The following is a 23046-nucleotide window of genomic DNA, read 5'->3' on the forward strand; positions in this document are numbered from 1 at the left end:
CTTACGGCTGTTTTATGCAATTTATTTAAAACAAAAAGCAGGAAGACGATGCTTCCTGCTTTTTTATATTGTTAAAAGTAATGTGTTATTACTTAACTATTTCTAATAATTCAACCTCAAATACTAAAGGTGTAAAAGGCTTAATGTGTTGCCCACGTTGCTGATGACCGTAAGCTAATTCTTGTGGTATAAAGAATTTGTATTTTGACCCTACAGACATTAATTGTAAACCTTCTGTCCATCCTTTAATTACTTGCCCAACACCAAATGTAGTTGGCTCACCTCTATCAACAGAGCTATCAAACACAGTACCGTCAAATAATGTACCGTGGTAGTGTACTTTAACTCTATCTGAAGCTGTTGGTTTTTCACCATTACCTTCTTCTAAAACAATGTATTGTAAACCACTTTCTGTAGTTTGCACACCTTCTTTAGAAATGTTTTCAGCCATTAATTTTTCGCCGGCAGCCTTTAATTCTCCAAATTGCTCTTCAGCTTTTTTAGCAGCTTCAGCTTGTTGCTTTTCAGCCATTTCTTGTTGTTTTTTCTGCATGTAAGTTTGAATAATACCTTGTACTAGGTTTTTATCAATTTTAACATCGGCAGAATCAACAACGTTTTTGTAACCTTGGTAAAATAAATCATGATCAAACTCCTCATCAAATGTAGCTGATACATTTCTTGCTACATCCATACCAATGGCATAACTTAAAGAATCTGCAGCTGTATTTAATGGTTTGTTTTGAGCGCCATTTTGGTTACAAGACACCACTAATAAAGCTACGGCAAAAACGCTAAAAATTTTTCCTATTTTCATTGTATATAATTTGTTTATTGTTTTAATTGATGCGAATTAACGAATTTATGTTCAGAATAAAAAGAAAAGCGCCTCAATAAATTGAGGCGCTCTTTTGTATAAAATTTGGTTATTTATTTTCTAACAGCTTTTACTATAGCTAAAGCATTTTTTACATCTTGCTCTAGTTTTGCATAATCCTTGTTAGCTATAATTTCTTTTGAAATTAATTTTGACCCCATACCAACGCATGTTACGCCAGCATCAAACCATCCTTTTAAGTTTTCTTCAGTTGGTGATACACCTCCTGTTGGCATAATACTTGTCCATGGTTGTGGCCCTTTTATACCTTTTACAAACTGCGGACCGTAAATATCACCTGGGAATAATTTTACTATTTCGCAACCTAATTCTTCAGCTCTAGTAATTTCGGTTAATGTACCGCAACCTGGAGACCAAAGTACTTTTTTACGGTTACAAGCAATAGCAATATCTTCTCTTAAAACTGGTGTAACTACAAAGTTTGCACCTAAAGACATGTAAAGAGATGCTTGTCCTGCATCGGTTACTGAACCAACACCCATAATCATACCCGGTAATTCAGCTACTGCATATTTAGTTAATTCACCAAAAACTTCGTGCGCAAAATCACCACGAGCGGTAAACTCCATTAAACGAGCACCACCATCATAACATGCTTTTAATACGTTTTTACTTAATTCTATATCGTTGTTAAAAAACAAAGGAATCATCCCTGTTTCTTTCATTGCCTGAGCAACTTCTAATCTTGTAAATTGTGCCATTTTTTTAATGTTTATTTGTTTATTTATTTAACTGTTGAATTGTTTACACAAATCAATAATTAAACGTTTAAACATTTTATAATTATCTAGCAACACGCCCTGAAGCGTCACCACCCATTAATTTTTCTACTTCAGATACTGTTACTAAGTTAGCATCACCTTTAATTGTGTGTTTTAAACAAGAAGCTGCTACTGCAAAATCTAATGCGTTTTGATCATCTTCTGGGTATTTTAATAATCCGTAGATTAAACCACCCATAAATGAATCTCCACCACCTACTCTATCAACAATATCTGTAATTTGGTATTGGCGTGTTTCAAATAATGTTTTACCATCATATAATACACCTGCCCAAGTATTGTGCGATGCAGAAATAGAACCTCTTAATGTTGTGATAACTTTTTTGGCTCTTGGGAATTTTTCCATCATTTGTTGACAAACTGATAAAAATGCTTCAGCTTTTACATTGTGCCCTTCAGTTTGAACACTGATACCTTCTGGCTTAATACCAAAGTGCATTTCAGCATCTTCTTCATTACCTAAAACAATATCACAGTATGAAGTTAACTCAGTCATGATAGCTTCTCTGTGAGCAGCATCACAATATTTCCAAAGTTTAGCACGGTAATTTAAATCTGTTGAAATAGTAATACCTTTAGCGCTAGCAGCTTTAACAGCTTCTAAACAAACATCAGCAGAACCTTGAGAAATTGCAGGTGTAATACCTGTCCAGTGGAACCACTCAACACCCTCAAAAACAGCATCCCAATCTATCATTCCAGATTCAATTTCAGCCATTGCAGAGTGTGCTCTATCATATACTACTTTACTACCACGAGATACGGCACCAGTTTCTAAAAAGTAAATACCTAAACGGTCTCCCCCCCAAACAATTTTATCTACACCAACGCCTCTTTTACGCATTTCCATCATGGCACACTCACCAATATCATTTTTTGGTAAACGTGTAACAAAATCAACATCAACACCATAGTTTGCTAATGAAACTGCAACGTTAGATTCTCCTCCTCCGTAAATAACATCAAAATTATTTGCTTGTGAAAATCTTAAAAATCCTTGAGGAGCTAATCTTAACATGATTTCTCCAAACGTGACTACTTTACTCATTGTAAATTCTTATTTAATAAATTAGTTTTTTGCTTAAACGTTTAAGCAGTGTTTTAAAAATAAATCAAAACGTATTAAATAGATTAAGTTGTTTTGATTATTTGCACTAAAGCAATATATTTGCTTAAACGATTAAGCAAATATATAAAAAATTGGGAAACAAAAAAAAAGCAACTATAAAAGATATTGCTAATGTGCTAAACATCTCGCCAGCAGCGGTATCAAAGGCGTTGCACAATGATTCCCGAATAAGCGATAAAACCAAAAAAGCAGTTAGGCAAGTTGCTAAAAACTTAAATTACCAACCTAACCATTTGGCTAGTGCTTTACGTAAAGGTAAAAGCAATTTGGTGGGCTTAATTGTACCAAGAACTAATAGTAACTTTTTCTCGTCTGTTATTCAAAATATTGAAGAGGTTTTAAATAAAGAAGGTTATAATGTTATTATTACCCAATCTAACGAATCATATAAAAAAGAATGTGACAATATTGACACGCTTTTATTTACACAAGTAGATGGTATTATTGCTTCTATGGCTAATGAAACGGTAGATTTAGATTATTATGAAAAAGTAAAATCTAAAGGCATACCTTTAATTTTATTTGACCGTGGTGAAAACGATTTGAATGTAGATTATATTGGTATTAATGATTATGATAGCAGCCATATGATTGTTGAACATTTAGTAAATCAAGGCTGTAAGCGTATTGCCCATATTGGCGGTTTTAAACACACCCGAATTTACAACAACCGTATTAAAGGTTACATTGATGCCATAAAAAAGCATAATTTACCTTTAGAAAATGAATTACTCATTGAAAGCAACTTATCTATTAAAGATGGTAGGGCTAAAATGCAACAACTTCTTAATTTAAAAAACCGGCCCGATGCGGTTTATGTAGCAGGTGATTATGCTGCCCTTGGAGCACTTCAAGTTTTAAACGAACAACATATAAATATACCAAAAGATATTGCGCTTGTTGGTTTTGGCAATGAACCTTTTACCGCAATGGTTACGCCAAGTATTTCAAGTATTAATCAACATAGTGAAGACATTGGCAAGCGGGCTGCTTTAACATTTTTAGAGCACGCTAAAAAGGATGTTATTACTCAAACTTTGAATAAGCAAATTTTAGATGCTGAATTGGTAATTAGAGCTTCTTCTGATATTAAAAAAAGCCATTAACTTTTTTTTGCCACACCAATTTTATAACCCCAAAAGGCATAAAATAAAATTATAAAATAACATGGTAGTAAAATCCAATAACCATTATTGGCAGCTTCTACAGCTGCTGTAGTTTCATTTATTCCTTCTGTTAACAAAGTGTCTTTTCTACCATCAACAATAGCACCATACAATGGTGGAATAATAGCACCACCTGAAATTGCCATAATTAATAATGCTGATGCAGTTTTTGTAAATTTACCTAAACCATTTAAAGCTAAGGGCCATACCGCAGGCCAAACCAAAGCATTTGCTATACCCAAAGCCGCTACTAAAAGTACCGATGTGAACCCTGTTGTAAATACAATACAAAGTGATAAAATTACCCCCAAAATAGCACTTGCTCTTAGCGCTAATGATTGGCTTACATATTTAGGAATTAAAATTACGCCCAAAACATAAGTTGCTACCATGGCCATTAATGTAAATAATGTAAAGTACTTAGCTTCATCAGCTGGAATATTTAATGCAATTCCATATGAAATTATGGTATCGCCAGCAATTACTTCAACACCAACATATACAAATAAAGCTAACACCCCAAACCATAAGTTAGGAAACTGAAATATACTTGTTTTGGTAGTTTTCTCATTGTTATCTACTTCTGCCGATGTGTTTTCAACATTCGGTAACGGTGCTTTTAAAATTAATGCGCCTAACAAAAACAACACAATAGCCATTATAATGTAAGGCGTTACAACACTATCGGTCATGGTATTTAACAGTATTTCTTTTTCTGAAACATCAGCAATGGCTAGTTTTTCTTTTACACCATCAATACCCGATAATAGAATAGCGCCAAATATTACCGACCCTAACGCACCTGCAATTTTGTTTGCAATTCCCATTATAGCAATTCGTTTAGCACCACTTTCAATAGGCCCTAAAATAGTTATATAAGGATTTGAAGCTGTTTGCAGCAACGTCATACCGGCACCTTGAATAAAAATACCGGTTAAAAACAACCAATATGTTCTGGCATTAGCTGCAGGAATAAACACCAAAGCTCCTATTCCCATTACCATTAAACCTAAAGACATACTTTTTTTATATTCTAATTTTGTTATGATAAAAGATGCTGGAAGCGCCATAACAACAAACGAAATATATGAAGCTGAAGCTACCAAATACGATTGTGCTTCAGTAAGTTCATTTATAGTTTTCATAAAAGGTATAAGTGCACCGTTAATCCAGGTTACAAATCCGAAAATAAAAAACAAACTTGCTATAATAATAATTGGCAGTGTGTAATTGGTTTTAGTATTTGCAGAAGTATGTACGTTACTCATATTTTAAAACAGATATTTGTGGTAGTGCTAAAAATACTGTTTTAGTTTGATAAAACTAAAATTTATTTAAAACTGATAACTAACACCCTCATTTAAAACACCAAAAAGCAAGCCCAGTTATAAAACTGGGCTCTTGAATAAAAAAACTAACTAAAAAAATTAGCTTCTAGCTATCAATTATAAGTTATTGTATATGAGTACGCGCTCTGGATAGTCTGTAATAATACCATCTACACCAAAATGTATTTGCTCACTAATTGCAATAGAATCATTTACCGTCCAAGGAATTAGTTTCATGTTTTTGGCTTTAATAGTATCTACTACAGTTTTTGTTTTAATTAATTTATAATTAGGGCTGTAAATATGAGGCGTAAAATTTAACAACTTTAAATTCTCTTTAAAATCGCCTTTACTTACTAAATAAGCGAGCGTTACATCTGGATATTTTTCGTGCATTTCGTTTAAAATTGCAGGATCAAAAGACTGTATATTCCATTTACCTGCTATGGTTTTAGTATTTAAAACCTGCATAACTAAATCTACCATAACACCAGGTTGTGGCTGGTAAACTTCATATTGAGATGGCACCGATTTAATTTCAATATTATATCCTACAGGTGTTAGTTTATGGGCGCTAACAAACGCTTCAATACTATCAATAACCTCACTCAATAATGGCTTATATGCTTTAATGCGCTTTTGCTCTGGAAACTTAATATTTCCTTTTAAACCCACTTCGAATGTTTTAATACTATCGTAGGGCATTTGGTATAAATTGTACTGCTTCTCTTCAGCTTTTGAAATACTATCGCCTTGTGGCGTTAAAACGTAAAGCGATGACATGTAAGGCTCGTGAGATACTACCACTTTTTTATCTTTTGAGATAACAACATCTAATTCAATAACATCAACACCTTTTAAAATGGCATTTTTAAAACCAATTATTGTGTTTTCGGGACTATGCCCGCGCTCTCCTCTGTGTCCTTGAACTTCTACTTTTTTACCCTGATCTATTTTCATTTTTGAAACGTTTTCTTGTTGCTCTTTGCAAGCAAAAACGACTAGAAAAACTACTATATAATTTAAAATCTTCATTTATAATATGTTTTTAGAAGTTAGATTGCTCTACACGATACGTTTTACTACCGTAATGCGTTTTACCAAACATATCTGTAGCCTTAACTTCAATAGTATGTGTACCTACACTTAATTTTGTTGAAATTTTACCTTTCCAGAGATGCGTACAATCAATAGCATTTGATGAACGTTTACCTGGTATTAAGGTTTCAGATTCATCCCAACTAACAATTTGAGACACATACGACGGGTCTGGCTCTGTGGTGTATTTCATAGCCTTCCATTCACCATTATCAATTTTATACAACACCTCATCGCTTGGGCTTCCCATGAAAAAATTCACATAAATTGCTGCTTTAGTTTTCTTATCCTTTGCCACAACTTTAGGGGCAAATATTTCCATTTGATGTGTTTTAGGCTTACCCGCCACTTTATAGTCTACACTGTAGCTATTGCCATTAAAGTTTATAAATGCATAACCTTTAGGTGTGCCATCGCGCATGGTTGAAGTAGGCACTTTATTGGCGTCTAATTTACCCGAATACCAATCGCCGCTGGTAGTTCCTACATTATAATGATGGTGTGGTTTTTCTTGTGGCCAACCTTGGGTGTTAGTAAAAAAATCTTGACGCTGAATATGCGTGTGTGCCGATAATGACAAGGTATTTGAAAATGGTTTTAATACATTGAATAACCTTTGGCGATGCTCGTCATTAAAAGTATCATTATCATCTGGTTCGCTTAACGGAATATGCATGGCCAAAACAATTAAATGATCTTTTGGTACATACTTTAAATCGTTTTCTAAAAATTGAAATTGATCTTCTCTAAAGCCTCCCCAATATTTTGATTGGTTTCGTGGGTCTGGGTACAATACATTATCAATAATAATAAAATGAACTTTACCATAGTTAAATGCATAATTTGCAGGCCCAAAATGAGCCTCGTAAGTTTCATCGGAAAGGGCATCGGTTTCAACATCAAAATTAAGATCATGATTTCCTAATACATTATACCAAGGAATACCTGCTTTTTTGGTGGCTTTTATATACGGATTAAACAAACTTAAATCATTACCAACTAAATCGCCCAAACTTAAACCAAAAGGTATATTTTTAATATTTGCTACTTCTTCAACAATACCCTTTGCAAAATAATCTACTTCTTGTTGTGTATAAGGCTGTGGGTCTCCAAAAATTAGTGCCGTAAACACCTCATTTTCTTCAGAAGCTATTAAAGGAAAATTTACGTTACGTGGTAATTTCCCGGTAGCCTCAACACCTTTAAATTTTAATTTAGGCGACCCTTTGGGTTTATGAATGTAAAAAAACTGCGGCAAGTTATTAGCATTTACAGCCACTTTGTAATTGCTTGGTTTAATAACCGAAATTATAGCATCGTTAGTTAAAGGCAACTGGTAAACACCTTTTGCATTTGTAAGCACTACTTCCTTACCGTTGGTTACTGCAACGTTTTCAATACCTTTTTCGTTGGTTTCTTTTTTTCCGTTGCTATTGGTATCATGAAACACATAACCCGTAACTTTATTTTGAGCTATTGTTTGCATTACTGTAACACCAAAAATTACAGTAGTTATTAATAGTTTTATTTTTGAAATTTTCATGTTTTATATTTTAAACCATATTTAAAGTGAGTGCTTTGGGTCTTACCATATTTTCGGTGTAAACATTACCAAATCTGTCTGTTACTTTTATTATTAAAGTTGAATTTGCTGCGGCTGCAGTAACTTTAAAAAAATGGGCTGTTTTATTAGTTACAAAAGCACTTGTTGGTGTTGCTCCAGCATTTAAACGCAATGCTTCGTACGAAATAATATGTAACGGATCTTTAGCATTTACACGTGTTACGGGTAAGGATTGATTGTTTTCTGAAACCTCAATTTTCCATTGGGAATCGTAACCCCAAACATTAATTAACACCTCGTTATTGGCACTTGGGCTTGCGTATGCATCGGCATAACTTTCTAAATCCGCTTCACTCGCATTGGGCGCATAATTAGCTGCTGTAATGTGAATGCTATTAACATCGTAGGTTCTAAACTGATAATCTTCATTGTAACCAATCCCTTTAAAACGCCATTGTATATCGGTATTATTTATCTGCCAAATGCCATATCCGCCAGGGCTACCGTCTTTACAAATATGGTTGTTAGCATATCCGCTTTTGCCGGTCCACCACCAAGTAGCGCACAAAGCTGCTGTGTTATGCTCCATGATATTTTGCTCTTCTTCTACAGAAAAATTAACATGCGCATGCCCAGATAAAACGTGTACTGTAGAAAAATCGGCCAGTGCACTTACAAGTGTATTGGCGTTAGATAAATCGGTAGCATTTATTTGATTTCCGCCTGCATCAACCGTTGGATTTTTATACAATGGTGTATGCATTGCCAAAACAATTGGTGTACTTTTATCGGTTATGGTTGCTAAATCTTTCTTTAACCATTCTATTTGATCGCTGGTTAGTTTCTCGTTGTAGTTACGACTACCAACAGTGCCTTGCGAACCTCCAGAATTAACATATTCTACGCTATCTAAAACCACGTAGTGCACCTTCCCTAAGTTAAACGAATAGTATGTAGGCCCAATAATATCGCGGTATTTATTTTCGGCTTCCCAATCGTTAGCGTAATAAGGATCGTTATCGTGATTACCAATAAGATTGAACACAGGTGCGTTTACCTTATTCATATACGGCACATACTCATTTAGTCCAAAATTGTTATCGTACCAATATGCATCCCAAGTTAAATCGCCTAAAGTTAAAGCATACACTTTTGTGCCGTTGGCTGTATATTTTTCTATGGTGCTATTAATATCGGGCAATACCTTAGTATTAAACTGCTCCAAATCGTTATTTCTATTAGCCAAATGCCAATCGGCTAAAGGCAACACAACATGATTGTTATTATCTACTTGAATAAGCGAAAAATCTTTCTGTTCTATTGTTTCAACACTATTGCTTACACGTTTAAAAAATTGAGGTGCACTACCAACATTTGTAACCTCGTAATTTCCAGGAACAGAAATAAAAACAAATCCGGTTTGTTTTTGCGACTCTAAATAATAACGCCCTTGAGCATCGGTAACTGTAACCTCATAACCATCGGATACCGTAACATTTGCTATACCTTCGCCATTACTATAAACCACACCTTTTATGTTTTTACCTGCAACATCGGGAATGTTGGTATTAGCAATTACATTACACAAAACTTTACCTAAAAGCAAGCTATTGGTATTACGTGCAACACTGAGTGTATAATTTCCAGATTCAAAATTAGCAGGAATGGTAAACGTGAATGTGTTTTCTGTAACTTCAACTACCGTTCCTAAAAAAGTTAGCGAAGCAGTTGAAGATACAAACTCTATTGTATCTCCAACTTTAAATCCTTTTCCTGTTAATGTGGTTTCTCCTTCTCTACTTACATTTAACGACGATGGTATTGATACACCAGAAATATTTAACTCGTTATTCTCATCTATTAACACCTCATCATCACTCGTACAATTAAATAAAGTAAATCCTAAACCGCTTACACTTGCAATTGTTGTTAAACCGCTTAGCTTTATAAATTTTCTTCTTGATTGATTGTTCATTATTTAATTAAAATCTTTAGATTATTTTTTCATCGGTTAAAAAACCTACTCATATTCGGAAAAATGAACCGCAAAAATGCAGCGATTTACTTCACTACCATTATCTGCACCAGCATTAGGCTCCCATTCTGTTAAACTCCACAAATAATCGTACTCTGCTTCATAATACAAAGATTCCGAGCCATATGGCCAGCGATAACGCACAGTATTTGAAGCTCCATCTGTATATCTTGCTAGTCTTGCTTTTGAACCATAAGACTCTGATGGAGACCCCGAGCAGGACAACCAAGTTCTGTTTCCTTTTCTAAAAATACCTTGCATTCCATGTGCATGATCATCGTCAAACAGTGAGTTTTTAGGAATTATTTCTTCAATTCCAGAATTAAGAACTGTTCCTCCAGAATCTATTGGGAAACCATAAACTTTAGGAACAACACTAGAGCTCGAGCTCCCTGAAGAATATTGAGCCGTCCAGAGAGCATTACCTTCGTCATTTACTTGAATTGTTGAAAATGGATTTGCCCCACCATTAATATCATAATATTCTATTTGAGGTAAAATATATCTGTAATTAAAGGCATATAAATTTCCGTTAGTATCCTTACCACATTTTGTGCTTGCCCCTGCTCCAGTTGACACTTCTATTATCTTGTTTAAATCGAATACTCTCATACCTAAATTTGTGCTTGCGATATATACTTTATCATTATAATAAGCTATACCACCGGCATGAATATTTAAAGGTGCATAAGTATTGTATTGTGTGTATTCACTAACAGAAGATGGAACCGAAGAATGCACCAATAGTATATGCCTGTATTTAAGATAAGTGCTCGAACTCGGACTAATATCAAGTAAGGTAATGCGAGAACCTTTATGATCTGAGCCTTCACGCCCGTACCAAGTAATTAAAAGGTATCTAACTCCATTTTTTTTAAAACCTGTTATTCCTTGTGGTCTCCATTCATTAGTAGTTTCATCACCACTGTTCCATCTTATACCTCTTGCTCTATTAGCTTCAGGCACATTAAACCCGTAAACTTCTGTATACGAACTTCCACCTAAGGCTTCTCTATTTTTATTTACTTGTGTGGGATTAAGAAACGTAAAACCACTATTCACATAACTACTTACATCACTATAGTTAACACTAATACCTGTAGCAACAGCAGAATAACCAATAGGTTTTTGCTCTAAAATAATGTTATCGTATTCAATTGCAGAATCGCTAGTGCAGCTCGATAAAAAAACACAAGCCAAAAACAAAAAAGAATAGATTCTAACATTTGAAGCAACACATATTAATGAATAAAAATTATTCTTTATTAACATATCAACTCTATTTATGGTATAATTTCTACTTTAATATCATCTAAGAAAATGCGGTTTTTACCTTTACCCACACCTACAAGCGAAAAATCGCCACCAAGCAACCTTAATTGTGTTTGGTTTGTTGCTCCGGTAATTGTGAAGGTATAAGTTGATGCGGCATCTTCCCAAATTGCAGTACATTCTGGGTCTGCATCATAATCTGGCCAATTGCTAATGGTAAAAGCTTCTGCACTGGCCGTACCAGGACCAACAACTCCTACTTTTAAAAGATTATCATCTTGCGTACCTTTTTTAGTTTGGTAAGGCACCGCTTTAAAGGTTACTTTTACGTTTGTTTCTTCATCAAGAATTGAAAATTTAGGTGAAATTAAATCGCCACCATAACCTGTTTTTCCAAGTTTTACAAAACCTGTTCTGGCGTACACCACTTGCTGATTGCTTGAATTTGTATTTGGTGTACTTGTCCAGCCTCTATCAAGCTCTTCGTCCGTCCATGAATCCATACGTTTTTCACCCGATGTTGTATAGAAAATAGTACTTCCGTAGGTTAACCAATCGAAATGTTCTTCTAAAACAATACTTCCATCAGATTGAGTTATGGTTATATTTTTTGTTAATGAAGGATGATTAGCTGATTGTATTGTAAGGGTAGCTACGCGCTCTGTACCTTTATTTTTTTCTGCAGAAAGTTTTATAAATGTTTCAGAAACTTCTAATTCTGAAATCCAATTACCGTTAGTAATTTGATACGCCCAATCTACATTAGCATTTAAGTTTATTTGAAAATTACCGCCTGCAGATGGCACGCCTATACCTTCATTAGCATTTTGCACATTTATAAATGGCACATTAGCCGCTTGCTCAACACGAAATAAGGCAGGTTGTTCTTTACCATTAACTACAAAAGCAAAATTCATAACTCTGGCATCAAACGTGTTATTTTCTTCAATAATAAATTTGAAGATACCATCATCATCTCCTTTATTTGGAAACGCTTTTACCCAATTACCTTCGCTTTGCGCTATAATCTCCCAAGGTTGGTTAGAACGTACCACATAGCTTTGGGTTACCCCATTAATATCAACCGTTAGGCCTGTTGGATTTTCTTCTATTGAAAAATAAGGTGCTTCGGTAGCTGTTTCGTCTTCACTACAAGCAACTAAGCCAACCATTAACAACAATAATGCCCATAATTTTGACACATTACTTACATGTATTTTATAAATTGTTTTCATCTGTTTTAGTATTATGTTTTAGTTATCGCTTTCTATAGCTTGTTTACTCCACCAAACTGGTGTTTTCATATCATTTTCACCATTCATACGCGTTAAAGCCTCTTGCGCGTTAGCATTATTAGTTGCCATTGTTGTATTTGGATATGCAAAACGTGTTGGTAAAATGTAATCGTTAAACACAGCCCCACGACCAATAGTTAACTCTGGATATCCTGTACGACGGTATTCATGGTAAGCTTCCATACCTATCCAGAACAATGCTAAATATTTTTGGTTTGCAATAAGTGCTTCTTTATTTGTTGCCGCATCCCATGAGGCTAACTCTGAAGTTAAAAATGTGTTTATTTGTTCTTCTGAAATTTCAACAGGCACTTCACTAAACACACCTAATTCTGCCCATTTTTCAATAGAAGCTGTAACGGCACTTTCATAATATTGCTTAGCTTGAGCCTCACCACCAGGAATAGTGCCTTTTAAAGCCGCTTCGGCCAAAATAAACTGTACTTCAGCAAAATCCATATAGCTTGCCGGCATTTCAGCTCTACAAAATACAGCTGTGTTTAACCACGATGTTCCAGCATCAACTTCGCTTTGCTCTGCTTCTGTACAACCTGCAACAGTACCTTTCCAAACATTTTCGCCATTTACTAAATAATTCGGATTTTTTTTACCATAAATGGCCAATCGTGGATCTTCGTAAGTTTGATTTCCAAAATCGTCGGCTATAACCGTCATTTTAATAAGCTGTTCTGTTAATTTTCTTCCAGAACTTGTAAAACCATTTTCGTTAGTGTTAGCAAACTCACTACGATATGGGTCTGCTCCAGAAAACTGAACCGTAGCGTTGTCTGCATTCGATTCGAATATTGGATATTCACTTGGGTTATTAATTATCTTAGTTATTAAAGTTGCGGTATTCATTTCTGCTCTGCCACTTACACGACATAATAAACGCAGGTATAAGGCATTGTTAAATTTTTTCCATTGCTCCATGCTACCACCATACATACCATCTAAAGCAGGTTTAATAAACACAGGATTTTCGGCATATAAACTATTAGCGGTTTCTAAATCATTAAACATTTGAAGATAAACCTCTTTTTGAGCATCAAACTTGGGTTCGGCAGTTCCACCTTCACGCACTTTAAATGCCTCAGAGTAAGGCACATCACCATACATATCGGTTAAATTAGACATATACAACACCTTTAATGTTAAGGCTATTGCTTGTAAAGATTTGTCGTTTTCGGCCACACTTAAATCGTACATATGCAGCGCATTGTTGGTATAGCGGGCATAGGTATTCCAAACATTTTGCCAGTTTTGGTCGCCTATAAAATAGCGGTGTTCTTGTCTTGTTGTTCCACCGGTAAAGGCTGTAAACTGTATTAATTCGTTATTCCAAAACCACGTGTAGTATTGCCAAGCATTAATACCGTTGTACAATAATGGTTCAAACATGCCGCTAGCTTTAATATCGCCAACATTTGTGCGGTTTGGGTTGGTATTTGTTTCTTCAAAATCTGATGTACAAGACAGTATAACACCAATTAAACCAAGGGTTATTATTTTTTTTAAATAATTCATAACTTATTTTTTAGAATGAAAGTTTAACGTTAAGTCCGTAAGTTCTTGTCATTGGAAACGTCATTGATTCAATACCTTTATATATATTAGAGCCATTTAGCATACCTGTATCAGGGTCATACTGCGGAAAATCTGTAATCATAAACACATTTGTGGCGTATGCACCAAAACTTATATCTTTAAAAACCCCTATTTTACTTAGCAATTTTGCAGGTAATTGATAATCTAAACGTAGTTCTCTTAGTTTTAAATAAGACGTATCAAAGGTGTTCATTTCGGTATTATTACGGTTCCAAACGTATGTATTGTAATAAGTTTGAATGCTGTTTGTAACTGTATTATTTTTTGTGTACGTAATAGAACCGTCGGTATTTTCAATAGCATTAACACCAGGATGCACAATACCATCATAACGCCCCTCAATTGAATTATTAAGTTTACCTTGATATGATAAAGCAAAGTTTGTTACCGAAAATGCATTACCGCCTAATTGCCCCGCAAATGTGGCAGATAACATTAAGTTTTTGTACTTAAAACGCTGTACCATACCAGCACGCCAATCTGGATTAACACTACCAATTCTAGTTTCGGGAGCATTATCTAACACCGGATACCCTTCAGAATTCACAATATGCATACCCGATGCATCTTGAGTTTCACCATTTTCATCTACATAAGTTGCACCTTCTGGAGCTCTTTGAAAACCACGCCCGTATAAAACATGCATTTCTTCGCCAACATAAGAGTACACATACGTTCTACTTCCAATAGTTGTTCCCATATCAGTTTGTAATGGCACTGAAGCATCCCAACCATCCTGCAAACGCTCTAGTTTATTTATGTTTTTAGACCACGTAACATCAAAATCCCACTTAAAATTGTTAGTTCTAACAGGTACAAAATTTGCAGAAACCTCAATACCTTTATTTGAAATTTCTCCTGCATTAATGGTCATTCCAGTAGCACCAGTAATTTGATCTACATCTACCGAAACGATTTGATTTGTGGTTGAAGAATGATATGCTGTAACATCAAAAGACACTCTATTTTTAAATAGTTTAGCTTCAATTCCTGCTTCCCAACTCTCAACGTTTTCTGGTTGAATTAATGGATTTGGAATATTTCCTGGCAATACATAGCCACCCGGAAATGAGGTTGTACTATACACCTGATCTAAAGTATAGGGCGATGTATCATTACCCACATTTGCCCAAGATACGCGTGCTTTTAACATATCTACCCAAGGTGCATGTTTTTTTAAGTTGAAGGTTTTATCTAATAATGCACTGGCTGAAACCGATGGATAAAAATACGACCAATTATCTCTTGCCAACGTACTAGACCAATCATTACGTCCTGTAATATCTAAAAAATAGGCATCGTCCCAACTTAATGACACTAACCCGTATAAACTGTTAACCACTTTCTCACTTCTGTAGCTATATGGATCTGGATTTACGCCTGTTGGTACGTTTGTTGTGTGATAAATATCTTCTTCACCTAACTCACTTAAGGTAATTTTGTTGTTATAATACTCATTAATACGGTTATTACCACCAACCATGGCAGAAAAACCAAAACGCCCGTTACTAAAAGTGTTATTGTAACGCAGCATAAAATCATTGTTGTTTTCTAATACTCTAACGGTTTGCTCTCTATAAAATCCGTTTTGGTATCCTGCTGTGTAGTGTGGTTTTCTTTGGGTTCTAAACTCATCAGACCAATCTAATCCCGAACGTAAATCTAGTGTTAAGCCTTCTAAAATATTAAATGTTAACCCAATGCTTCCAAACACGCGATTCTTATCTTGTGTGTTTAAGGCTTCGTAAAGCGTACGGTATGGATTAAATGAATTTGCTGATGGAAACACAAGTCCCATGCCGTTTTCGCCACCAGCATTCCAGTTAGCGTAATTATATCTGCCATTAAAATATTCGTCTTTCCAATCTTTAATACTGTTTACGTTAAAACCCCAAACAAGTGCATACATTGGGTTAGTTTCATCATAACCACTTACCGGCATGTTATCACTTGTTTTTTTATTGTAATTTACCTTTGCAGTTAACTTAATATGATCTGAAACAGGTGTGTTAATAGCCAGTGAAACTGTATTACGCTTAAAACCTGTATTTGGTAAAATCCATTCATTATTAAAATCGGTTACTGAAAAGCGGGTTGATGTACCTTTACCATTGTTACCATTAATACTAACGGTATTACTTCTGGTTACACCGGTTTGAAACAAGCCTGTGTACCAATCATCTTGATATACCCATGGTAATTTTGTATACGTATTATCATCCCAGTTTTTTGATGCGTATAAATACCGTAACTCGTTAGCATTAAAAGCCTCTCCGAACGTATAGCGCGAATAATGCCTTGGCTGCTCTATACCATCTGGAGCCATTTCAGAGGTAAGTTCCCAAAGTGAATATTCTCTAGCGCCCATATCAGATCCATTACCAAACTGTGTTTGAAAATCTGGAAAAAACCCTGCTTGCTCAAAAGTTACAGATGAGTTTACTGTAATACCTAACCCTTTGTTTTTTCGGCCAGATTTTGTAGTAATCATAATAGCGCCATTAGCCGCACGCGAGCCATATAGGGCCGCAGCTGCTGGTCCTTTTAAAACCGATACAGATTCAATATCTTCTGGATTTATATCACTCATACCATCACCATAATCTACCGGAGCATCGGCTTGGGCATAATTACTAACACTTCGGGTAGCTGTTGTTCCTGAGTTTACAGGCACACCATCAATAACAAATAGCGCCTCGTTGTTACCATAATTTAAAGATTGATCGCCTCTTAAAGACACACGTATAGAGCTACTTGGGCCAGAATTAGCCGTTGTAAATGTTAAACCAGCTACCTTACCATTTAAACTATTTAACCAGTTACCAGAAACTGTTTTAGTTATTTCTTCACTTTCAATTTTAGCTACAGAATATCCTAATGATTTTTCTTCGCGGGTAATATTCAATGCTGTTACCACAACTTCATCAATAGCTACTATATCTTCCTGCATAGTGATGTTAAAAAGGCCGCCATTTAAAATTATTTTTTCAACCGTAAGCATGCCCATAAATGAAAATACCAGTGTACTTTTTTCTGGTACGTTTAATGTATAATTACCATCAAAATCAGTTAAAACTCCAGTATTAGTACCTTTTAAAATTACGTTTACACCCGCCAAAGGCATACCTTGCTCATCTGTAACCTTACCATAAACCTTTGCTTTTGTAATACCACTTAAAGTAATATTGGTTCCGTTAACTAAGTAGCTTATTTGAGCATCTTTACATATTTTATCTAAAATTGTTTGTAATTTTTGATTTGTAAAATTATAGGTGAAACTATTTTTGTTATTCAAAATAGCATCAGAATAATTAAACTGATAAGGTGTATTTTGCTCTAATTGATTAAATATTTGATTGAGCGTAATATTTTTTACTTTTAATGTGGTTGTTGTTTCTAAGTTGGTTTGAGCTATAATACGTTGTGTGGTTAAACCAAAACACGTAATTGTTAAAATAAATAGCACCAAAAACCGTGTGGGAAATAATTTTCTTTTTTGGTATAAATTTAATTTCATAATTTAGTAATTACTTTTATTAGTAAATAAGATTTTAAAAGATCTAATAGGCTGGAGTTGGTGACGCAACTCCAGTTTTTTTTGGTTTTTTGTTTACTCTTATAGTTATTTAATTATTATGGTGTTGTTTTCTAAGTTATATTGAATACCTAACATAAACTCTAAATTTTTAAGTACTTTATCTATAGGTTCATTATTATAAACTGCTTTGATTTTTTTACTTAGTAAAGCTTCAGATTCACATTGAATTTTAACATTATACCATGCTTCAATTTTACTAAAGGCTTCTTTTACAGTAATTGCATCAAAACGAAGTATATTTTCATGCCAGCTGCATATATAATTGGCATTAACGTTAGATTTCTCTAAAACATTTAACTCTTTATTAAAAGCAACTTGGGTGTTTTTTATTAAGATAAATTGGTTTTTTGTACTGCTATTTTCAACCTTAACTTTACCAGTTTTTACAGCAACACTAAAATTAGCTTGAGAGGTATTATTTACGTTAAACGAAGTACCTAATACCGTAGTTTTAAAATTACCAGAGTTTACAACAAAAGGCTTGTGCTCATTTCGTTTTACTTTAAAAAAGGCTTCTCCTTTTAAAAATACAGTTCTACTGTTATTTGTAAACTTTTCTGGGTAGCGTAACGTTGTACCAGCATTTAAATAAACCGTAGAACTATCGGGCAATACAACTTTTGTTCTTTGCCCTTGTAAACTAGTTGCTAACACATAATTAACCGAAGTTTTTGATCCGCTTACATTATTTAACAACAAGCCAACACTTAAAAATAGCACCAATGAAGCTGCAATAGCCATAGCTTTTTTACTTATGAAAAGTTTACGTTTTTCTTCTTGGTGTATTTTATAACGTAGCTTTTCTAGTCCGCGCTTAAGGTCAAACTCTTTGTAAACACTAGAAGATGCATCATGCGATAAGGTTTCAACCAGCTCATCATATTTGTATTTATACTCGGGGTTTTCCAAGTATTGCCCTAGCAATTCTAAATCTTTTACAGAAGCTTCATTTGCTATTTCTTTTAGTGCTAGCTCGTAAAAAACGGCATCGTTCATATCTTTTGATCTTTTACTACTAAGACCAAATTTGAACACTTAATCTACCATTGAGGGTTGTTAACAAATAGTTATCTAAACGTGAATAAAACTAAAACAGAAAAAAATTATAAATGTGATGAATTGCGATTCAAATTGTGAAACATACTTAATAGCTTCAAGCATTTGTTTTTGTACCGTACTTACAGAAATACCTAACTTATCGGCAATTTCTTTATACTTTAAACCATCAATTCTATTAAGTTTAAATATAATTTTTCGTTGTGGTGGTAAAGCTTCTATAATTTGGTCTATTTGAATTTTAACCTCATTATAGCGTAACGTTTCATCGGTATTTAAATGTGAATAATTACTGTTTACATCCGTAATCTGTTGCTTTAAAACATCTACTTTTGTTTTATGTACTACATTAATAGCCAGATTTTTAGTAGCAACGTACAAATAAGATTTTAATGATGTGGTAATGCATAGTGTTTTACGGTTTTGCCAAATTTTAAAAAAAACATCGGCAACTACCTCTTCTGCTAAATCTGAACTTCCAACATAATTTTTTGCGTATAAACATAAGTTGAAATAATACTTTTGAAACAACTGCTCTAAAGCTTGTTGGTTATCTTTTTTAACACATTCAAAAAGTATTTCATCTTTATTCATTACGCAGAGAGAATAGCTTAAAAATTGAGTTGCTAAATTATTGCTTTGAAAAAAGAGAGTAGGTTACTAAAAAATTAAGTTAATATTATGTTTTGCTTAGTAGAAGATTTGATTTATAAAAAAAGCCCTCAACTTTTGTTGAAGGCTTTGTTTAGTAGCGGGAACTGCTCTCTAACAAGTTAAACAGCCTTAAACACAATTAAACAAAACTCATCAAAACATCATAATTTACAAGGGTTTAAAAGAAATATACTTTAATCGACTATTTAATGAAATTTATCTATTTTTAGCACTATTCAGTCTTTTTTGGGAAGATTTTGGGAAGATTTTTTGTATATTGAAATCTCTTAAAACCCTTTGTATGGCTAGTATTACACTCTTATCAAAAACAAAAAAAGACCCTATAAACCTATATGTGAGGTTCAATTATAGTGATAACGGCAAAACCATTGACTTATTTGAGAAGTCAAACATATTAGTTAAGAACAAGTGGTGGTCTAACAAAAAACAAGCATTTAATGCAGTTTCTGAACCATTCCCAAAAGAAAAATTAAGAGAGCAAATCAATGGCTTAAAAGACTTTATCTTAAATGAGTTTAATGAAGCTTACGGAAATGGAGAAACAATTGACAGAATATGGTTAAAAGCAGTAATAAGCAAATACAATAATCGCCCAAAAGATTCAAACGAAAACTATACTGTTTACTTTGTCCCATTTGTAGAGAAGTTCATAAAAGAATCAGAAGGCAGAATCAATTTAAGTACAGGTAAAAAAATAAGCACTAAAACCATTCAAAAATACAACACAACCCTTGAAAGACTGAAAGAGTTTGAAGAAAAACACACAACTAGATTAAGGCACAGAGATATTGGATTAGATTTTCATAAAAATTTCGTCAGTTATCTATCTATCGATTGTAATTATGGGAATACTACTATTGAAAAATACATAGGACAAATAAAAACGTTTTGCAGAGAAGCAGAAGTGTCTAAATACGACATTAACCCAGAGTTTAAAAGTCCTAAATTCAGTTTTAGAAGGCAAAAGCCTTTAGACCCATATTTATCAGTAGAGGAAATTGAAAAGATTTATAATTTAGAAATTGAAGACGACAGATTAGACAATATTCGAGATTTATTTATTATCGGACTATGGTCTGGATTAAGAGTAAGCGATTTTAAGCAGCTTAAAAGAATGAATATTGTAAATGACACTATTATAGTGTCTAGCACAAAAAAGACCCATGCTCCTGCTAAAATACCCATACATTCTCATGTAAGAGATATTTTAAAGAAACGAAATGGGGCTTTACCCAAAATTGATATTGGCGAGAAATCTTGGGAAAATCTCTTTAACAAGAAAATTAAAGAAATATGTCAAATGGCTAAAATAGACCAAGTGATACTTGGAGACAAAAGAGACCCAAATACAAATAGAAATGTTCGTGGTTTATATCCAAAGTATGAGCTTGTTAGTTCGCATATATGTCGTAGGTCATTCTGTTCAAATCACTATGGTAAGCTTCCAAATCAAGCAATCATGGCAGTTACTACTCACGCTTCAGAAAAGCAGCTACTAGACTACGTCAAAATAGGCAATGACCAATACATAGAAATGATAAGAGATTATTGGGAACAAGAAGAAAATAAAAACTCTAAAATGAAGGTCGTTTCATAAATAAAATGTGGCACGATACTTGTGTTATTCTTTACAACAACAATATAACCTTATCCTAGTTTTCATTAGGAAACAAAATCAGTCGCTAGATTGATTTTTTTATTGAAACCCAATATCCATAAGATATTTTTGGGTTTCACACCACTAAAATAAACAACATATAACACAAAGGTGGCTTATCAAAGAATTTGGTAGGCTTGATTTATTAATGGCATTTTTTATGCCCTAAATATTAGTTATATGGAAAACGCACCAGTAATTATTGAAAGGTCTCAAATTGACCTAAACCAAATCGCAAGTCAGATGATTAAACAATTATCTGATAGCATTGCAAACAAACTATTAGAAGGCTTTAAACATATTTTAGAAAGCCACAACCCCATTAAACCTGAACAGCCAAAAGAGTACTTCTCAATAGAGGAAACTTGTAAAAAGCTTGATGTTTGCAGAACTACTCTACACAATTGGAACAAAAAACAAGAACTTGTCCCTGATGCCAAATGTGGCAATAGACCTTTATATTCTAATGTATTAATTGATGAGTATTTAAGCAGAACTACTGACTCATTAGAGGATTTTGAATTTACTAACACTAAAAACTAAATCCTATGAGAATTTTATTAAATGAATGCCTCATTGACAAAGTCAAAGAATTGGCTACACTAGATAATGGTTTCAAATTTAAAGAAGACAAAGCATTATATCTACTAAACTTAATATTATGTGGCACAAATGATGATGATGAATTTGAAGAAACTGGTTGGGTTTCTTTATGCTCCAATATTTTAAGAGAAATAGTATCTAAAGACCATAACAAGTACCTAGATTTATTTGTAAAACACACAATTATAAGCAAAATCAACTATTGCAAACAATGTAATAAGTGTAATCAATTTTATCTTATTCCACATTGGATAGACGATTCTAAGCTAATCGAATATGAAATTACAGATTGGAATTTAAAAAAGAAGCAAAAATCAAGAATTATGCCTTCCGCTGTAAAAAGATATAAATGTCTTTGGAAATGGTTTGATAGTGATGATTTAACACTAGATGTGGACTCCGCATTGCAAGAAATAGAAAACCTCCATTTTAACCAAAGAAAAGTATTGGCTATTAAAAATGGTATATCCAACTTCATAAATGGAAACAAATGGTTCATTAGACACAATGGAGACAAAAGGCTACACACCAACTTGACCAATATGAAAAGTGAAGTGAGAAAACATCTCAAATTCAAGGGAGAGCCACTTGTCAATATCGACATCAACAGCTCCCAAATCTTCTTCTTGTTAGTTCTTCTTGATAAAATCAATAAGAATAAAACTAAAGATATAACAGAGGACATACACATAATCTCGGCACTTCCTCCTGAAAGCCTTGACCAGAGCGAGTTTCAAAGGTTTAAGAAATTAGTTCTTACAGGGACTTTTTATGAGGTACTTGGCAATAAATTGATTTCAGATTTAGGTAATTGTGGTATTTACGAAAAATGCAAATACAACCATAAAACAAATAAAGCAAACTACACCCTTTACGATAAACCTAAATCTCTTATGAAACCAGTAGCTTTTGAAGTTATCTTCTCAAAGAATAACCAATATACAAAAGAGAAAAGTTGGTTTAAAAAAGAGTTTCCAACTATATACTCTATAATTGAAAAAATTAAAGAGAAGAAGTATCAAAAACTAGCTTTACTATTGCAGAATATAGAAGCTACGGCAATATTAGATAAGTGCATTAAAAGCATTAATAGATTCGACAATAACATTCCTTTGTTTACTATACATGATTCTATTATGACGACTGCTGAATATGTTGATATTGTTAAAAACATTATGGAAAAAGAAATTTTCAACTATACTGGCTTTACCCCATCTATTTCTATTGAAGTATACCAAAATATTTCATTATCTAATGTTGCTTAAAATAGTAAAGATTAGGT

At 33.7% G+C, this 23046-nt stretch carries 17 protein-coding genes; 4 read left to right on the forward strand and 13 right to left on the reverse strand.

What is annotated here, in order from left to right; translation table 11 throughout:
- Window positions 1-88: 88 nt before the first annotated feature.
- The 3 genes from FUA26_RS13995 to FUA26_RS14005 form a co-directional block, all read right to left on the reverse strand.
- A complete protein-coding gene (locus tag FUA26_RS13995) occupies window positions 89-817 on the reverse strand; it encodes an FKBP-type peptidyl-prolyl cis-trans isomerase (protein WP_147137448.1) in 729 nt (242 codons plus the stop codon).
- Between the two features lie 113 nt (window positions 818-930).
- Entirely contained in the window at window positions 931-1599 is a 669-nt protein-coding gene (locus FUA26_RS14000) for a bifunctional 4-hydroxy-2-oxoglutarate aldolase/2-dehydro-3-deoxy-phosphogluconate aldolase (RefSeq protein ID WP_147137451.1), read from the reverse strand.
- 82 nt (window positions 1600-1681) lie between these two features.
- Window positions 1682-2728, reverse strand: coding sequence for a sugar kinase (locus FUA26_RS14005; protein WP_147137454.1), 1047 nt, complete (start codon window positions 2726-2728; stop codon window positions 1682-1684).
- A 152-nt stretch (window positions 2729-2880) separates the two neighbouring features.
- On the opposite strand from FUA26_RS14005, the gene FUA26_RS14010 reads away from it, so the two are divergent.
- Window positions 2881-3915 (forward strand): LacI family DNA-binding transcriptional regulator, encoded by a 1035-nt coding sequence (locus FUA26_RS14010; protein WP_246109146.1) that lies wholly within the window; start codon window positions 2881-2883, stop codon window positions 3913-3915.
- Here FUA26_RS14010 and FUA26_RS14015 read toward each other — a convergent pair.
- The 10 genes from FUA26_RS14015 to FUA26_RS14060 form a co-directional block, all read right to left on the reverse strand.
- Window positions 3912-5243: a sugar MFS transporter gene (locus FUA26_RS14015; RefSeq protein ID WP_147137457.1), complete on the reverse strand. Its 1332-nt coding sequence runs from the start codon at window positions 5241-5243 to the stop codon at window positions 3912-3914. The two genes, FUA26_RS14010 and FUA26_RS14015, sit on opposite strands and share 4 nt — an antisense overlap.
- Window positions 5244-5420: 177 nt before the next feature.
- Window positions 5421-6338, reverse strand: coding sequence for a glycerophosphodiester phosphodiesterase family protein (locus FUA26_RS14020; protein WP_147137459.1), 918 nt, complete (start codon window positions 6336-6338; stop codon window positions 5421-5423).
- Between the two features lie 13 nt (window positions 6339-6351).
- The gene (locus FUA26_RS14025) at window positions 6352-7944 is read right to left on the reverse strand and encodes a calcineurin-like phosphoesterase C-terminal domain-containing protein (RefSeq protein WP_147137461.1); all 1593 of its coding nucleotides are present in this window, start codon (window positions 7942-7944) and stop codon (window positions 6352-6354) included.
- Window positions 7945-7954: 10 nt separating this feature from the next.
- Window positions 7955-9940 carry a calcineurin-like phosphoesterase C-terminal domain-containing protein gene (locus tag FUA26_RS14030; RefSeq protein ID WP_147137463.1) on the reverse strand — a complete coding sequence of 662 codons (1986 nt, stop codon included), beginning with the start codon at window positions 9938-9940 and terminating at the stop codon, window positions 7955-7957.
- Between the two features lie 45 nt (window positions 9941-9985).
- A complete protein-coding gene (locus FUA26_RS14035) occupies window positions 9986-11272 on the reverse strand; it encodes a hypothetical protein (RefSeq protein WP_147137465.1) in 1287 nt (428 codons plus the stop codon).
- 11 nt (window positions 11273-11283) lie between these two features.
- A complete protein-coding gene (locus FUA26_RS14040) occupies window positions 11284-12507 on the reverse strand; it encodes a BACON domain-containing protein (protein WP_147137467.1) in 1224 nt (407 codons plus the stop codon).
- Window positions 12508-12525: 18 nt separating this feature from the next.
- Window positions 12526-14094 (reverse strand): SusD/RagB family nutrient-binding outer membrane lipoprotein, encoded by a 1569-nt coding sequence (locus FUA26_RS14045; protein WP_147137470.1) that lies wholly within the window; start codon window positions 14092-14094, stop codon window positions 12526-12528.
- Window positions 14095-14104: 10 nt separating this feature from the next.
- Window positions 14105-17692: a SusC/RagA family TonB-linked outer membrane protein gene (locus tag FUA26_RS14050; RefSeq protein ID WP_147137473.1), complete on the reverse strand. Its 3588-nt coding sequence runs from the start codon at window positions 17690-17692 to the stop codon at window positions 14105-14107.
- Window positions 17693-17797: 105 nt separating this feature from the next.
- Window positions 17798-18769: a FecR family protein gene (locus FUA26_RS14055; RefSeq protein WP_147137476.1), complete on the reverse strand. Its 972-nt coding sequence runs from the start codon at window positions 18767-18769 to the stop codon at window positions 17798-17800.
- A 75-nt stretch (window positions 18770-18844) separates the two neighbouring features.
- Complete coding sequence (locus FUA26_RS14060) at window positions 18845-19423, reverse strand: RNA polymerase sigma-70 factor (RefSeq protein WP_147137479.1); 579 nt, start codon at window positions 19421-19423, stop codon at window positions 18845-18847.
- 361 nt (window positions 19424-19784) lie between these two features.
- On the opposite strand from FUA26_RS14060, the gene FUA26_RS14065 reads away from it, so the two are divergent.
- The 3 genes from FUA26_RS14065 (at window position 19785) to FUA26_RS14075 (ending at window position 23029) form a co-directional block, all read left to right on the forward strand.
- The gene (locus FUA26_RS14065; protein WP_147137482.1) at window positions 19785-21101 is read left to right on the forward strand and encodes a phage integrase SAM-like domain-containing protein; all 1317 of its coding nucleotides are present in this window, start codon (window positions 19785-19787) and stop codon (window positions 21099-21101) included.
- A gap of 240 nt (window positions 21102-21341) precedes the next feature.
- A complete protein-coding gene (locus FUA26_RS14070) occupies window positions 21342-21704 on the forward strand; it encodes a helix-turn-helix domain-containing protein (protein WP_147137484.1) in 363 nt (120 codons plus the stop codon).
- A 5-nt stretch (window positions 21705-21709) separates the two neighbouring features.
- A complete protein-coding gene (locus FUA26_RS14075; protein WP_147137487.1) occupies window positions 21710-23029 on the forward strand; it encodes a hypothetical protein in 1320 nt (439 codons plus the stop codon).
- Window positions 23030-23046: the final 17 nt, after the last annotated feature.

Origin of the sequence: Seonamhaeicola algicola (assembly GCF_007997385.1) — a bacterium.
Taxonomy (GTDB): Bacteria; Bacteroidota; Bacteroidia; order Flavobacteriales; family Flavobacteriaceae; genus Seonamhaeicola; species Seonamhaeicola algicola.

Bases quoted from the DNA above. Each gene is read 5' to 3' on its own strand.
- FUA26_RS14065 (WP_147137482.1), top strand. From the start codon at position 19,785: ATGGCTAGTATTACACTCTTATCAAAAACAAAAAAAGACCCTATAAAC.
- FUA26_RS14055 (WP_147137476.1), bottom strand. From the start codon at position 18,769: ATGAACGATGCCGTTTTTTACGAGCTAGCACTAAAAGAAATAGCAAAT.
- FUA26_RS14075 (WP_147137487.1), top strand. From the start codon at position 21,710: ATGAGAATTTTATTAAATGAATGCCTCATTGACAAAGTCAAAGAATTG.
- FUA26_RS14060 (WP_147137479.1), bottom strand. From the start codon at position 19,423: ATGAATAAAGATGAAATACTTTTTGAATGTGTTAAAAAAGATAACCAA.
- FUA26_RS14020 (WP_147137459.1), bottom strand. From the start codon at position 6,338: ATGAAGATTTTAAATTATATAGTAGTTTTTCTAGTCGTTTTTGCTTGC.
- FUA26_RS14050 (WP_147137473.1), bottom strand. From the start codon at position 17,692: ATGAAATTAAATTTATACCAAAAAAGAAAATTATTTCCCACACGGTTT.
- FUA26_RS14040 (WP_147137467.1), bottom strand. From the start codon at position 12,507: ATGAAAACAATTTATAAAATACATGTAAGTAATGTGTCAAAATTATGG.
- FUA26_RS14025 (WP_147137461.1), bottom strand. From the start codon at position 7,944: ATGAAAATTTCAAAAATAAAACTATTAATAACTACTGTAATTTTTGGT.
- FUA26_RS14000 (WP_147137451.1), bottom strand. From the start codon at position 1,599: ATGGCACAATTTACAAGATTAGAAGTTGCTCAGGCAATGAAAGAAACA.
- FUA26_RS14030 (WP_147137463.1), bottom strand. From the start codon at position 9,940: ATGAACAATCAATCAAGAAGAAAATTTATAAAGCTAAGCGGTTTAACA.
- FUA26_RS14045 (WP_147137470.1), bottom strand. From the start codon at position 14,094: ATGAATTATTTAAAAAAAATAATAACCCTTGGTTTAATTGGTGTTATA.
- FUA26_RS14070 (WP_147137484.1), top strand. From the start codon at position 21,342: ATGGAAAACGCACCAGTAATTATTGAAAGGTCTCAAATTGACCTAAAC.
- FUA26_RS14015 (WP_147137457.1), bottom strand. From the start codon at position 5,243: ATGAGTAACGTACATACTTCTGCAAATACTAAAACCAATTACACACTG.
- FUA26_RS13995 (WP_147137448.1), bottom strand. From the start codon at position 817: ATGAAAATAGGAAAAATTTTTAGCGTTTTTGCCGTAGCTTTATTAGTG.
- FUA26_RS14035 (WP_147137465.1), bottom strand. From the start codon at position 11,272: ATGTTAATAAAGAATAATTTTTATTCATTAATATGTGTTGCTTCAAAT.
- FUA26_RS14005 (WP_147137454.1), bottom strand. From the start codon at position 2,728: ATGAGTAAAGTAGTCACGTTTGGAGAAATCATGTTAAGATTAGCTCCT.